Raw genomic sequence first — 13,425 nt, 5'->3', positions numbered from 1 at the left:
TTCCAGTCGCCGGAACATGAGGTAGGGGGCGAATCGTGAGCGCACCGGAGGTCGAACGCGAAGACGCTCTTCGACAGGCACGAGGAGCTCTGCACTCGAACAAGGGCGTTCTCATCACGGGCGCTCCTGGTTCGGGGAAGTCGTTTTTCCTGCGAACGCTCGTCACCGGGCTCGACGATGACCTCCGCCGTCGACTCTGGATTCTCGACAGTGATCGACCTTTCGGTGAAGACACCCGCAGACGCGTGGCCGAAGCAGTCTCGGTGGCCGACGCGTTGCCGGTGATCGTCTCGGCATCGCACCCCTTCGACGCCGTGCAGGAACCCGCCCGTGTCACGCCTGAACTCGTCTCGATCGCGATGCGCCCGTTCACACGAACAGCAGTTCTGGCTCTCTGCCGACAGTTTCTGAACGGTCCGCTCGACCCCCGAACCGTTCCGGTCTTCGTGCCTCGACGAGATGGTGGTGATCTGGTCGTCCTTCGTGAGGCACTCGACGAGGCCCGGGCCAAGGGCGCTCTCCTCGAAGCCCGGGGCGTCTGGGCGCTGTCCGGCCCTCTGCCCCCTCTGGACAGCGTGCGTTCTCTTCTCCACTCACGACTCGGCACTCCGGTGACCCCTGAGGTCGAGACGGTCCTGGATGTGATCGCACTGGCCCCCGAACTCGGAAGCGCGCGTACCGGACGTCTCCTCGGCAGTCTCGACGTCGACGACGCCCAGTCGATTCTCGAACGGCTGAAAGATCACGGCGTGATAGACGTCGAGCACCACGCCGGTGGGAGGGGGATCCATCTCCGCGACCCTGTCGTGGAGATCATCCTCCCTCATACGATGGGCCGCTTGAGACGTCGTCGTCTTTCGAATTCGGTCGTCGAGGTGTTGTCCGAGAAGGCGGTGGGCGAATCCGATGATCGCGATCTGCTCGCGTTGGCGCGGCTCACCCTTCCCTTGGGGTGGCCGGTCACGGGTGAGGCTCTCACCCGTGCCGCCGGGGCCGCGCTGCGATCGTCGCGAATCGATCTGGCGGGCCGACTGGCGACGGCGGCGCTCGCGCGCGACGACGCTCCCGTGGAGGCCTCTTTCGTACTGGCTGCTGCGGAGTCTCAATCCGGGCGGTCCCGGGAGGCACTGGCCCGGCTGAGCGGCATCGAGGCGGATCTGGATTCGGATCCGCACCGGCGGCGCACGCACCGGGAACTGATCCGACTCATCTCGGACAGGGTGAGCGACGCCAAGACGAGATGGAGCCTGCCCGACCGTCCACTGGAGCAGACCACCGACCTGGAGGTCGGTGGTCCGATCGATCTGGCGGCGTTGATCGAGGCCGATCGGAGCGGCACGAACAACGAGTCCGACCAGGGGCGCGCCCGTGCGGACCAGTCGATCGTCCTCGAAGGTGAACGGATCGCGTTCGAGGCCTCCCTGGCCGTGATGAAGGGTGAGTCGACCCACGCCCTGGAGATGCTGCACGGCGCTGAGTCCCTGCTCCGAGAGGCAGGAGCGGACACCTTCCGGATCCGATGGGGCCTGGCGTATTCGCGCATGTGGGACCAGCCGTTCGGCACCACCTACGACCAGTTGATGCTCCTCGCCGACGAGGCGGCCGTGCTCGGGCAGCCCGAACAGGAGGTGCTGTCTCGATGGTCGGCGGCGTGTGCCCTCGGTTATGCCGGAAGGGCACGCGAGGCCATCGAGGAGTTCGGCAGCGCCGTGACCGAGTTGAACCGCCTCGCGCTGTCGGAGACGGCGCAGCTCGCCCGGATCGCGCTCGCGAAGGCCCAGGTGGGCACCGGAGACGATGACGCAGCTCTGGCGATGCTCGCTCCCGCTCTCGAGGCAGCGCCCGACAACCCGATGATCGGAGCCTGGGCTCACGAGAGCCATGGGTGGGTGCTGCTCGGCAGGAATCGATCCGAGGAGGCGATCGAGGCATTCGAGACGGCGGCAGCGATTCAGCACTCGATGGGGTTCTCCCTCTCCCGGATGATCGCGCTCAGCGGTGCAGCGCGTTCCGGAGGCGCGGCCCGTGTGATCGGCGCCATCGACGCGCTCGCTCCGCTCGTCGACGGCTGCTGCGTCTCGGTGCTGGTGAGACAGGCGGGTGCTCTGGCGCGCTACGAGATGCTGACCGGAGAGCGGGATGCGACGTCATCTGCTCCTCCTGGCACGCGGGAGGTCGAGCTCGCCGCCGAGTTCGACGAGATCGGGAACGATTCGGTTGCACTCGACATGCACGGGGTCGCCGCGGAGTGCTACTCGATCGCAGCACGACTCCACCTGGCGATCGGATCCGATGCTCGAGCGGCCGCCTCCTCGTCGAGACGCGGGGTGGCCCAGCGGGAGATCTGCGGCACCACGATATTCGGCCGGTGGGAACAGGTCGCCGGCCCAGACCTGTCCGAACGCGAGAGGGAGATCGCAGCCCTCGCACTCGACGGCCTCTCCAATCGTGAGATCGCCGAAAGGCTGGTGCTGTCCGTGCGCACGGTCGAGACCCATCTCCTCCGGGTGTTCCGCAAGCTCGGGGTGCGCCGTCGCTCAGAACTCGGCGCGGCGCTCTCCGGCGCAGGAATGCTGAACGGCACTTCGGCGTTGTCTCGAGGAGTGCTGGAAACCAGGCTTGCCGCCGCGGTTCCCAGATAGCTAGACTAGAGCGTCACTCTTGTGACTTCCATCCGCCCGCCGGTCGCGGAAACCACAACATGCATCACCCGCAACCGGCCCGAACTATGTCCATAACGGAGCAACTACTACATGACAATCGCAACGACCGAAAAGGCAACCAAGCAGGTCGCCATCAATGACATCGGATCTGCTGAAGACTTCCTCGCCGCGGTCGAAAAGACTCTGAAATTCTTCAACGACGGAGACCTCATCGAAGGCACCGTCGTGAAGATCGACCGCGACGAGGTCCTCCTCGACGTCGGTTACAAGACGGAGGGCGTCATCCCTTCGCGTGAACTCTCCATCAAGCACGATGTCGACCCGACCGAGGTCGTTCAGGTCGGTGACTTGGTCGAGGCCCTCGTCCTCCAGAAGGAAGACAAAGAAGGCCGCCTCATCCTCTCCAAGAAGCGTGCTCAGTACGAGCGTGCCTGGGGCGACGTCGAGAAGATCAAGGACGCCGACGGCGTGGTGACCGGTTCGGTCATCGAGGTCGTCAAGGGTGGCCTCATCGTCGACATCGGACTCCGCGGCTTCCTCCCGGCTTCGCTCATCGAGCTCCGCCGCGTGCGCGACCTGACCCCGTACCTGGGCCAGGAGATCGAGGCGAAGATCCTCGAGCTCGACAAGAACCGCAACAACGTCGTTCTGTCGCGCCGCGCCCTGCTCGAGCAGACGCAGTCCGAGAGCCGCACCACCTTCCTCAACAACCTCCAGAAGGGGCAGGTCCGCAAGGGCGTCGTCTCGTCGATCGTCAACTTCGGTGCGTTCGTCGACCTGGGCGGCGTCGACGGCCTCGTGCACGTCTCCGAGCTCTCCTGGAAGCACATCGAGCACGCCTCCGAGGTCGTCGAGGTGGGCCAGGAAGTCACCGTCGAGATCCTCGAGGTCGACCTCGACCGCGAGCGCGTGTCGCTCTCGCTCAAGGCCACCCAGGAAGACCCGTGGCAGGTGTTCGCCCGTACCCACGCCATCGGCCAGGTCGCGCCCGGAAAGGTCACCAAGCTGGTGCCGTTCGGTGCGTTCGTCCGCGTCGCCGAGGGCATCGAGGGTCTGGTGCACATCTCCGAGCTCTCCGGCAAGCACGTCGAGCTCGCCGAGCAGGTCGTGTCGGTCGGCGACGAGGTGTTCGTCAAGGTCATCGACATCGACCTCGAGCGTCGCCGCATCTCGCTGAGCCTCAAGCAGGCCAACGAGGGTGTCGACCCCGAGGGCACCGAGTTCGACCCGGCTCTCTACGGCATGCTCACCGAGTACGACGACCAGGGCAACTACAAGTACCCCGAGGGCTTCGACCCGGAGACCAACGAGTGGAAAGAGGGCTTCGACACCCAGCGCGAGGCATGGGAGCAGCAGTACGCTGAGGCCCAGGCTCGCTGGGAGGCGCACAAGAAGCAGGTCGCCACGTCGGCCGCCGAGGCGCTCAACAGCGACATCCCGTCGGGCTCCAACTCGTTCTCGAGCGAGTCGGCCGGCGCCGGCACCCTCGCCGACGACGAGACCCTCGCCGCCCTGCGCGAGAAGCTCAGCTCCAACAGCTGATCACTTCGCGCACACCGCGTCACACGGATGGCCGTCCCTTCGGGGGCGGCCATCCGTCGTTTCGCCGCTCCGTCCGACGTGGGCCGAGGAAAGCGGATGCGGGCTGCCGATAGCATGGGCAGGTGTTCGTCATCGCGCTCACCGGCGGCATCGGCGCCGGAAAGTCCACCGTCGCCGCCCGACTCCGCGAGCACGGAGCAACCGTGGTCGACGCGGACCAGCTGGCGCGTGAGGCCGTCGAACCCGGCACGCCCGCCCTGGCCGCCATCCGGAACCGCTTCGGCGCGTCCGTCATCTCCGACGACGGCACCCTGAATCGGCCGGCCCTCGGTGCGATCGTGTTCGCCGACAAGGTCGCATTGAGCGACCTGAACGGAATCACGCATCCGGCCGTCGGCCACCTCACCAACCAGCGCATCCGGGAGGCCGCCGCGGCGGATCCCCAGGGTGTCTTCGTGTACGACGTGCCGCTCTTCGCCGAATCGGGCGGGCGGCGCAACGGCCTGTTCGAGTATGTGATCGTGGCCGACGCACCGGCCGCGACCCGGCTCGAGCGACTGGTCGACATCCGGGGGATGAGTCGCGAGGAGGCCGCGCGCCGCATCGACTCGCAGTCGAGCGACGAGGAGCGGCGCGCGCTGGCCGATGTGGTGATCGACACCGGGGGCACGCTCGACGAGACCCTCGCCCAGGTCGACGCGCTCTGGCCGGCGCTGCGTGAGCGGGCGGCGGGGAGCATCCGGTGACCTCCGTCGACCTCAACGCCGATCTCGGCGAGTCGTACGGCACCTGGACGCTCGGCGACGACAGGTCGATGCTCGGCCTCGTCACGAGCGCCAACGTCGCCTGCGGCTTCCACGCCGGTGACCCCGCTCACCTCCTCGAGACCCTCCGCCTCGCCGCGGCCCATCGCGTCGACGTGGGCGCCCAGGTGTCCTACCCCGATCTGCGTGGTTTCGGCCGTCGCGATCTCGATCTCCCCGCCGCCGACCTCACGGCCGACATCATCTACCAGATCGGCGCTCTGCAGGCTCTCGCCACCGTGGCCGGCACCCGCGTGCGCTACGTCAAGCCGCACGGCGCCCTCTACAACCGAATCGTGCACGACGAGCGACAGGCGGCCGCCGTGGTCGAAGCGGTCGTCGCCCTGGACCCGGCGCTGGCGCTGGTCGGACTGCCCGACTCCGAGGTGGGGCGCCTTGCCGAGGCCGAAGGCCTTCGTTTCGTGCCAGAGGCTTTCGCCGACCGGGCCTATCGCGCCGACGGCACCCTGGTCTCCCGCACGGAGGCCGGCGCCGTGCTGCACGACCGCGACGAGATCGCCGAGCGGATGCTGCGCCTCGCCGCCGAGGGTGTGATCACGTCGATCGACGGCACCGACATCGCGCTCTCCGCCGAGACCATCTGCGTGCACGGCGACACCCCGGATGCCGTCGGCATCGCGCGGGCCGTGCGCGAGGCGTTGGCCGCATCCGGACTCACGATCACCTCCTTCTCGGAGCACTGATGCTTCGCGGGGTATCGCCGCTTCGCGGGGCACCCTTCCTTCGAGGGGCACCCGTACTTCGCGGGGCACCCGTCCTTGTCGGAGCACTGCTGCCCGGCGGCCGACGATGAGCTCCGCGCAGGCGCTGCCGGCCGAGGCGCCGGGTCTCCGCATCCTGGCGGTGGGGGAGTCGGCGGTGCTGGCCGAGTGCACGGAGCCCGGCCGCTTCCTGCCGCTGTACACACGGATGCGGCACGCGGCAGTCCCGGGCGTGGTCGACCTCGTTCCGGCAGAAGTGACCCTGCTCGTGGCCTTCGACCCGGCCGTGACCACGCGCGCACGGATCATCGAGGCTGTCGAGGCGGCCGCCGCCCAGTCGTCCACCGTGCACGGTATCGTCGTCGACGTCCGCACCCGGCGGCACGCTGTCGTCGACATCGCTGTTCGCTACGACGGCCCTGATGTCGGGGATGTCGTCCGGTCCCTCGGCCTGGCCGGCATCGATGAGCTCATCGAGCTGCACACCCAGCAGCTCTGGACCGCCGCCTTCCTCGGTTTCGCCCCGGGCTTCGCCTACCTCCGCGGCGAACACGACCGACTCGACCTCCCGCGCCGCGCGACCCCGCGAACCACGGTCCCGGCAGGTGCGGTCGCCCTCGCCGCCGGCTACTGCGGCATCTACCCTCGGCCGTCGCCGGGCGGATGGCATGTGATCGGCACCACCCCCGCACCGCTCTGGGATGCCGCGCGCGAACCTGCATCGCTCCTCGAACCCGGCAGCCGCGTGAGGTTCCACCGTGCAGGATGAGCCGGCGTTCGACATCCTCGCGACAGGACCGCTCTCGCTGCTCGAGGACGACGGGCGCGCAGGATGGGCACACCTCGGCGTCACCGCATCCGGGGCCGCGGATCGCGGAGCCTACCGCGCCGCCAACAGGCTGGTCGGCAATCGGCCGGGAGCCGCGTGCATCGAGACGGTGCTCGGCGGGCTGACGGTTCGGGCGCGGCGCACTCTGCTGGTTGCGACTGCGGGGGCGGGCGCATCCGTGACCGTTCGACCAGGGCCGGCACCGTCGACCTCGACCGGGACCGCATCGTCGGCCTCGGCAAGGCGACTCGTCGACAACGACACACTCCGCGGTCGACACGCAGCACCTGCAGGCGAAGAGGGCGGGCACGCGCTGCTCGAGCGCCATCATCCGCCCGGCCACTCGCTCACCCTGTTCTCCGGCGACGTGCTCACCGTGGAGCAGCCCGCTGCGGGCCTCCGGACCTACGTGGCCGTGCGCGGCGGCTTCGACGCCGTACGCGTGCTCGGCAGTCGCTCGAGCGATGTCCTGAGCGGCCTGGGACCAGCCGCACTTCGACCGGGCGATGTCCTCCAGCTCGCGGATGACGCGGGCGAGTGGCCGGCGGCCGACTTCGTGCGCCCACCGATCGCGCCTCTCCCGCTCCGTCTCCGGCGCGGCCCGCGCGACGACTGGTTCGGCGATCAGGGCTGGGCGGCTCTCCTCGAGACGACGTGGACCGTCAGCGCCGACTCGAACCGTGTCGGCGTACGCCTGGAGTCACCGGATGGCGTCGCCCGCCTTGCCCCCTTCGCGCACCGCGAGCTGGCGAGCGAGGGAATGGTGGCAGGCGCCATCCAGATCCCCCCGAGCGGTCTCCCGGTCATCTTTCTGCGCGACCACCCGGTCACGGGCGGCTACCCGGTGATCGCCGTGCTGACGGATACCGCAATCGACGCGGCATCCCAACTCCGCCCCGGCGACCCGGCGCGATTCACGGACCAACGCTGACCTCCAACGCACAGAGCGAGAGGGACCGACCCCTCATACGGCGTCGATCTCCTCGCTCTGTGCCACCCGGCTTGCGACGGCCTCCGGGCAGCAAGGTTCGACTATTCAGCCCAGCCGCCGAGACTCCAATTGGCCATCTGTTGTCGCGCGTTCGTTGCGACCAGGGGGCCTCTGGCCGGGAGGCTCAGTTGCGAGCGTGCTTCTGTCGGATCCAGATGACGGAGGCAAGCCCCAGAAGCATCGTGACCAGGGCGAGTCCACCGAAGGTGACCGAGGTCGATACATCCTGCCCAGTGTTCGCAAGGCGGTTGCCCGCTTCGACGGAACCCTGTTCGCCGGTTCCCGATCCGTGCCCGCTGCCAGCCGTTGCCATCGTCGAGGGAGCGGGCGTCGGAGTGGGAGTCGGAGCCTCCTTGACATGGAGGACGTAGTCGCTCTGCGCCGCAGGTAGAGCGCCGTTGAATGCCGACACAGAGAAGACGATGTCACCGGCAGTCGTGGGCGTCCCGGTGAGCAGGCCGGTGTCTGCGTTGAGGTTGAACTGACCGCCGAGCGGCAAGTTGCTCGCGAACACGGGAGTCGGTCGACCAGTGGCGGTGAATTGGAATGTGTAAGGGACACCGATTGTAGCCTCGGGCGGCATACCCGACGTGATCATTGGGGGCACCAGAGGGACACCATCGACACGTGACACCGTGTCATCGGCCGAGTTGGCGGTGAGAACGGTGCGCGCCGCCGAACCGGAATCCACTGCGATCCCTCGAGGGCCGGCTCCAACAGAGAACGTGGTGACGACCGGCACTGCAAGAGTGCCGTCGAAGTGCGACACGCGATTCGAATTGAGCTCGCTCACGTAGACCTCGCCTGATTCAGGATCCGCCGCTATGCCCGCCGGAGCGAGCACCCCGGTGATCGTGCTCACAGCCGGCGAGGACGACAGCCCATCGAAGGCGTAGAGCAGGTTGTCCGTGCTGTCGGTGACGAAGACCCGGTGGGAGTTGGAATGCACGGCGATCGAACCAGCATTCGCAACGCCCGTGATTGTTGCAACGGTCGGCGCCGTGGTCGCGCCTGTGCCGCTGAATACAGAGATCGTGCCCGCAGATGCGCTGGAGACGAAGACAGTTTGAGTTCCGCGGTCGATGCCGATGCCGACCGGTCCGGCTCCGACCGACGCGTAATTGTCGACAGCCGTCGCGGGATCGAAGCCGACGAAGCGAGAGACCGTGGACGAGCCGTAGTTCGCAACGAATACCTTGCCGGATATCTGGTCGACAGCGATGCCATTCGGATTCGCCCCGACCGGAATCGTACGGAGGACCGTCGGCATGGCCGCAGCGGTATCGATCACCGCGACCTGGTTCATCGTAGGGAGGGTGACGAAGGCCAGATGACGTCCTGAGTCCACAGCCACTGCGCTCGGTGATGCGCCGACGGCGATCGTGGCGGCCGTAGGCGAAACGGCTGATGCATCGAAATAGGAAACCGTGGTCGCCAGCGAGTTCGCGACGAAGACGCGATGGTTCGACGCATCGACATCGAGCGTGACCGGCCGCGCCCCGACCGCCACCGGAGACGCCGCGCTGGCTGCTATCGATACTCCGAAGGTGGACACGGTGACGGCTGCCACGGCACAGCCGATAGCGACGATTCGGGCGCGAATGAGGTTTGCTCGCTTTAGGCTCATGAGGTCACGCTAGTCGGAATCCCAATGCAGAGCAAATCTCAGTTCCGCATCAGCCGAAGAGCATCGCCGCTTCCTCGTAGCGGTGCTGCGGAACGGTCTTGAGCTTGCCGAGCGCATCCTCGAACGCCACCGTGATGATGTCGGTGCCCTGGAGCGCCACCATGCGGCCCCACGCGCCGTCCTGCACGATGTCGGAGGCCGCCATGCCGAGCCGGGTGGCCAGCACCCGGTCGAAGGCGGTGGGAACACCACCGCGCTGGATGTGGCCGAGGGTCGTGGCGCGGGTCTCGATGCCCGTGAGCTCCTCGATCATGGGGGCGAGACGCTCGCCGATGCCGCCCAGGCGCGGGCGGCCGAAGGCGTCCAGGCCTCGCTCCGAGTGGGCGTCGTCGGCGTGGTCGGGTTTGAAGCCCTCCGCCACCACGACGAGCGGGGCGCGACCACGGTCGGCGGCGCTTCTGACCCATGCGGCCACCTGCTCGAGGCTCGTGGTCTGCTCCGGGATGAGGATGGCGTGCGCGCCCGCGGCCATACCGGAGTGCAGCGCGATCCAGCCGACATGCCGGCCCATGACCTCGGCCACCATGCAGCGGCTGTGCGAGTCGCCGGTGGTGCGCAGGCGATCCATGGCCTCGGTGGCGATCTCCACGGCGGTGTCGAAGCCGAAGGTGTAGTCGGTGGCGTCGAGGTCGTTGTCGACGGTCTTGGGAACGCCCACGATCTTGAGGCCCGCATCCGTCAGCCGCTTCGCCGCGGCGAGGGTGCCTTCGCCGCCGATCGCCATGATGGCGTCGATGCCGTTGGCGTCGAGCATCTCCTGGATGCGCTCGGGCCCGCCATTGCCTTCGAACGGGTTGGTGCGCGAGGTGCCGAGGATGGTGCCGCCCTGCTTGGCGATGCCGCGCACGTCGCTGCGCTCGAGCGGTCGCACGTCGCCGTTCACGACCCCGCGCCAGCCGTCTTTGAAGCCGACGAACTCCTGGCCGTTGATCTCGGTGCCCTTCAGCACGGCACCGCGGATGACCGCGTTCAGACCGGGGCAGTCGCCGCCTGACGTGAGGATTCCAATACGCATCTGATGTCTACCTCGTGTGGTGGTGGGTGAGGTTGCTCCGCTCGGCATCACGCTCTGAGCGAGCACCGACGCTGGTGTCGGTGGTGCTCCCTAAACTTAACGCATGGAACCCACTCGCTCTGTACACCCGTTCGAGGTCATCAGTGAATACACGCCGAGTGGCGACCAGCCGGCGGCCATCGCCGAGCTGGCCGGGCGTATCAACGCGGGTGAGACGGATGTCGTGCTGCTCGGCGCAACGGGTACGGGCAAGTCGGCCACCACCGCGTGGCTCATCGAGCAGGTGCAGCGCCCCACTCTCGTGCTGGCGCACAACAAGACGCTGGCCGCCCAGCTCGCGAACGAGTTCCGCGAGCTGATGCCCAACAACGCGGTCGAGTACTTCGTGTCGTACTACGACTACTACCAGCCCGAGGCCTATGTGCCGCAGACCGACACCTTCATCGAGAAGGACTCGTCGATCAACGAGGAGGTCGAACGCCTCCGGCACTCCACCACGAACTCGCTGCTCTCGCGGCGCGACGTCGTCGTCGTGTCGACCGTGTCGTGCATCTACGGCTTGGGCGCACCGGAGCAGTATCTCAACGCGATGATCGCGCTGCAGGTCGGCGACAAGGTCGACCGCGACTGGCTCATCCGGCGCTTCGTCTCGATGCAGTACCAGCGCAACGACGTCGACTTCTCGCGCGGCAACTTCCGGGTGCGCGGCGACACCATCGAGATCATCCCGATGTATGAGGAGTTGGCCATCCGCATCGAGATGTTCGGCGATGAGATCGAGGGTCTGTACGCGCTGCATCCGCTCACCGGCGACATCGTGAAGAAGATGGAGGCGGTCTCGGTGTTTCCGGGCTCGCACTACGTGGCCGACACGAACGTGATGCACCGGGCGATCGAGACCATCCAGACCGAGTTGCACGACCGGCTCGCCGTGCTGGAGCGCGAAGGCAAGCTGCTCGAAGCCCAGCGGCTCCGGATGCGCACCACCTTCGATCTCGAGATGATGCAGCAGATCGGCTTCTGCTCGGGCATCGAGAACTACTCCCGGCACATCGACGGCCGCCAGCCCGGCGAGGCGCCGCACTGCCTCATCGACTTCTTCCCCGACGACTTCCTGGTGGTCATCGACGAGTCGCACGTCACCGTGCCGCAGATCGGGGCGATGTACGAGGGCGACTCCTCGCGTAAGCGCACCCTGGTCGACCACGGTTTCCGGCTGCCCAGCGCTCTCGACAACCGTCCGCTGAAGTGGAACGAGTTCAAGAACCGGGTGGGCCAGACGGTGTACCTGTCGGCCACGCCCGGCAAGTACGAGATGGGCATCGCCGATGGTGTGGTGGAGCAGATCATCCGCCCCACCGGCCTCATCGACCCGACGCTGATCGTGAAGCCGTCGAAGGGTCAGATCGACGACCTGCTCGAAGAGATCCGCATCCGTGCCGCGAGAGACGAGCGCGTGCTGGTCACCACTCTCACCAAGAAGATGGCCGAAGAACTCACCGACTACCTCACCGAGGCGGGCGTGCGGGTGCGCTACCTGCACTCCGACGTCGACACCCTGCGGCGCGTCGAACTGCTCACCGAGTTGCGGATGGGCGTCTACGACGTGTTGGTGGGCATCAACCTCTTGAGGGAGGGGCTCGACCTGCCCGAGGTGTCGTTGGTGGCGATCCTGGATGCCGATAAGGAGGGCTTCCTCCGGTCGTCGACGTCGCTCATCCAGACCATCGGCCGTGCCGCACGGAATGTGTCGGGCGAGGTGCACCTCTACGCCGACAAGATGACCGACTCGATGCGTCTCGCGATCGACGAGACCGATCGTCGCCGTGAGAAGCAAGTGGCCTACAACACCCTGCACGGCATCGACCCGCAGCCCCTCCGTAAGAAGATCGCCGACATCACCGAGGCCCTGGCCCGCGAGGGTGCCGACACGGCAGAGCTGCTGCGCGACCGTTCGGGCCGAGGCAAGAAGAGCCCCACGCCGAACCTCCGTCGCGAGGGCATCGCCGCGGCCGGCGCGAACGACCTCGAGTCGATCATCGCCGACCTCAACGGCCAGATGCTCGAAGCCGCCGCCGAGCTCAAGTTCGAGCTCGCAGGCCGCCTCCGCGACGAGGTCGCCGAACTCAAGCGCGAACTCCGCCAGATGGAGAAGGCAGGCCACATCTCCTGACGGGGTGCCCGATGGGCAGGAGGACTGAGGACAGAGAATGACGTGCCGTGCGGGACTGCTGCCTGTCGCTCAGGCAAATGGTCTGATTCAGTACCAGGACTCGTATCCATTGATGAGGAACGCATCGGGGGCAACCTGTACTAGAAGGTCGGGCAGGACGATCAGCAGAGACGTCAATCCCAATGCAATCGCGACATAGGCAGTCGCGTTGCGATGGGCTGTGACGAGGGCGATGAGCCCGAGCACGATCGCGGCCACGCCAAAGGTGAACGCCAGAGGAGTCGTCACGACCGAGATCTGAAAGCACACCGCGAACATCGTCACGATGAAGTACAGGGGCGGAAAGTCGATACCTTGACCCAATCCCGCGTAAATCGCATAGATCAGCAGCGTAGGCGTCGCCAGCGCGAGCGCAGGCACGGCACACCACGCCGCGGCAGCACGGACCCCTCGTGCCATCCTTGCCCCCGGCCTCTCTGGAGAGTACGGAGAGGAGATCCAAAGTTCATTTCTCTGAGCCATACTCATATACTATCGCGCGCCGGCAATCGATATTGTCCGCACTCGGGCGCCACGGTCGCAGTGTTCTCCTCCCGATTTGGCCCCGCCTCGTGGCCAGTCAGACCACCATTGAGCCGGACAGGATAAGCGCCCAGCCCACCCAGGGGATCAGGCTCACGACACAGGCAGCTACTGCGAGAACGATGCCGGCAACCGCGCACCGAGCGGCCGACCGTCGCATCAGAGCGACGAGGCCGAAAGCGATGCCGGCGAGAGCCACGGCGAAGGCTCCGATGGCGTATGGCGGCGCCCCATAAATCGCGATTCCGAGCAGACAGCTGGGAACCAGGGCCGGTACCCACTCCGTCATCTTCGGGGGTGAGAACACTGCGAGCGTCAAGAGACTTGGAAGGCCGAGGAGGGCGGCCACGACCCCGAGAACGAGTGCCGCATTCGCCTGCGCCGAGCGGCCTGGAGCGGTGATCTGTGAGGACATGTA

General features: G+C 67.0%; 11 protein-coding genes. 7 read left to right on the top strand and 4 right to left on the bottom strand.

The genetic code is table 11. The features are described from left to right. The first annotated feature begins 35 nt into the window (after positions 1-35). From EPO52_RS16690 to EPO52_RS16665, 6 genes are all read left to right on the top strand, one after another. Positions 36-2,642, top strand: coding sequence for a LuxR C-terminal-related transcriptional regulator (locus tag EPO52_RS16690; protein WP_290808841.1), 2,607 nt, complete (start codon positions 36-38; stop codon positions 2,640-2,642). Between the two features lie 111 nt (positions 2,643-2,753). After that, positions 2,754-4,205: a 30S ribosomal protein S1 gene (gene rpsA, locus EPO52_RS16685; protein ID WP_290808839.1), complete on the top strand. Its 1,452-nt coding sequence runs from the start codon at positions 2,754-2,756 to the stop codon at positions 4,203-4,205. Between the two features lie 122 nt (positions 4,206-4,327). Beyond that, positions 4,328-4,951: a dephospho-CoA kinase gene (coaE, locus tag EPO52_RS16680; protein WP_290808837.1), complete on the top strand. Its 624-nt coding sequence runs from the start codon at positions 4,328-4,330 to the stop codon at positions 4,949-4,951. Further along, positions 4,948-5,712, top strand: a complete 765-nt coding sequence (locus EPO52_RS16675; RefSeq protein ID WP_290808835.1) for a 5-oxoprolinase subunit PxpA — start codon at positions 4,948-4,950, stop codon at positions 5,710-5,712. The genes coaE and EPO52_RS16675 overlap by 4 nt, the downstream gene beginning before the upstream one ends. A gap of 106 nt (positions 5,713-5,818) precedes the next feature. Beyond that, a complete protein-coding gene (locus tag EPO52_RS16670) occupies positions 5,819-6,499 on the top strand; it encodes an allophanate hydrolase subunit 1 (protein ID WP_290808833.1) in 681 nt (226 codons plus the stop codon). After that, positions 6,489-7,490 (top strand): biotin-dependent carboxyltransferase family protein, encoded by a 1,002-nt coding sequence (locus EPO52_RS16665; protein ID WP_290808831.1) that lies wholly within the window; start codon positions 6,489-6,491, stop codon positions 7,488-7,490. The genes EPO52_RS16670 and EPO52_RS16665 overlap by 11 nt, the downstream gene beginning before the upstream one ends. Positions 7,491-7,674: 184 nt before the next feature. On the opposite strand, the gene EPO52_RS16660 is transcribed toward EPO52_RS16665, so the two are convergent. Together EPO52_RS16660 and EPO52_RS16655 are read right to left on the bottom strand one after the other, a co-directional pair. Continuing rightward, positions 7,675-9,120, bottom strand: coding sequence for a YncE family protein (locus EPO52_RS16660; protein ID WP_290808829.1), 1,446 nt, complete (start codon positions 9,118-9,120; stop codon positions 7,675-7,677). A 106-nt stretch (positions 9,121-9,226) separates the two neighbouring features. Further along, complete coding sequence (locus EPO52_RS16655; protein ID WP_290808827.1) at positions 9,227-10,252, bottom strand: 6-phosphofructokinase; 1,026 nt, start codon at positions 10,250-10,252, stop codon at positions 9,227-9,229. Between the two features lie 103 nt (positions 10,253-10,355). Between EPO52_RS16655 and uvrB the strand changes: the two genes are divergently transcribed. Beyond that, the gene (uvrB, locus tag EPO52_RS16650) at positions 10,356-12,425 is read left to right on the top strand and encodes an excinuclease ABC subunit UvrB (RefSeq protein ID WP_290808826.1); all 2,070 of its coding nucleotides are present in this window, start codon (positions 10,356-10,358) and stop codon (positions 12,423-12,425) included. Positions 12,426-12,512: 87 nt separating this feature from the next. Here uvrB and EPO52_RS16645 read toward each other — a convergent pair whose 3' ends face one another. Next, positions 12,513-12,884, bottom strand: a complete 372-nt coding sequence (locus EPO52_RS16645; RefSeq protein ID WP_290808825.1) for a hypothetical protein — start codon at positions 12,882-12,884, stop codon at positions 12,513-12,515. 160 nt (positions 12,885-13,044) lie between these two features. Continuing rightward, positions 13,045-13,422 (bottom strand): hypothetical protein, encoded by a 378-nt coding sequence (locus EPO52_RS16640; protein WP_290808824.1) that lies wholly within the window; start codon positions 13,420-13,422, stop codon positions 13,045-13,047. Positions 13,423-13,425: the final 3 nt, after the last annotated feature.

The organism is Herbiconiux sp., assembly GCF_004297105.1.
Taxonomy (GTDB): domain Bacteria; phylum Actinomycetota; class Actinomycetes; order Actinomycetales; family Microbacteriaceae; genus Herbiconiux.
Note: the sequence above shows the minus strand (reverse complement) of the source record. Positions and strands in the feature narration are given on the sequence as shown.

Bases quoted from the DNA above. Each gene is read 5' to 3' on its own strand.
- rpsA (WP_290808839.1), top strand. From the start codon at position 2,754: ATGACAATCGCAACGACCGAAAAGGCAACCAAGCAGGTCGCCATCAAT.
- EPO52_RS16670 (WP_290808833.1), top strand. From the start codon at position 5,819: ATGAGCTCCGCGCAGGCGCTGCCGGCCGAGGCGCCGGGTCTCCGCATC.
- EPO52_RS16655 (WP_290808827.1), bottom strand. From the start codon at position 10,252: ATGCGTATTGGAATCCTCACGTCAGGCGGCGACTGCCCCGGTCTGAAC.
- uvrB (WP_290808826.1), top strand. From the start codon at position 10,356: ATGGAACCCACTCGCTCTGTACACCCGTTCGAGGTCATCAGTGAATAC.
- EPO52_RS16645 (WP_290808825.1), bottom strand. From the start codon at position 12,884: ATGGCACGAGGGGTCCGTGCTGCCGCGGCGTGGTGTGCCGTGCCTGCG.
- EPO52_RS16640 (WP_290808824.1), bottom strand. From the start codon at position 13,422: ATGTCCTCACAGATCACCGCTCCAGGCCGCTCGGCGCAGGCGAATGCG.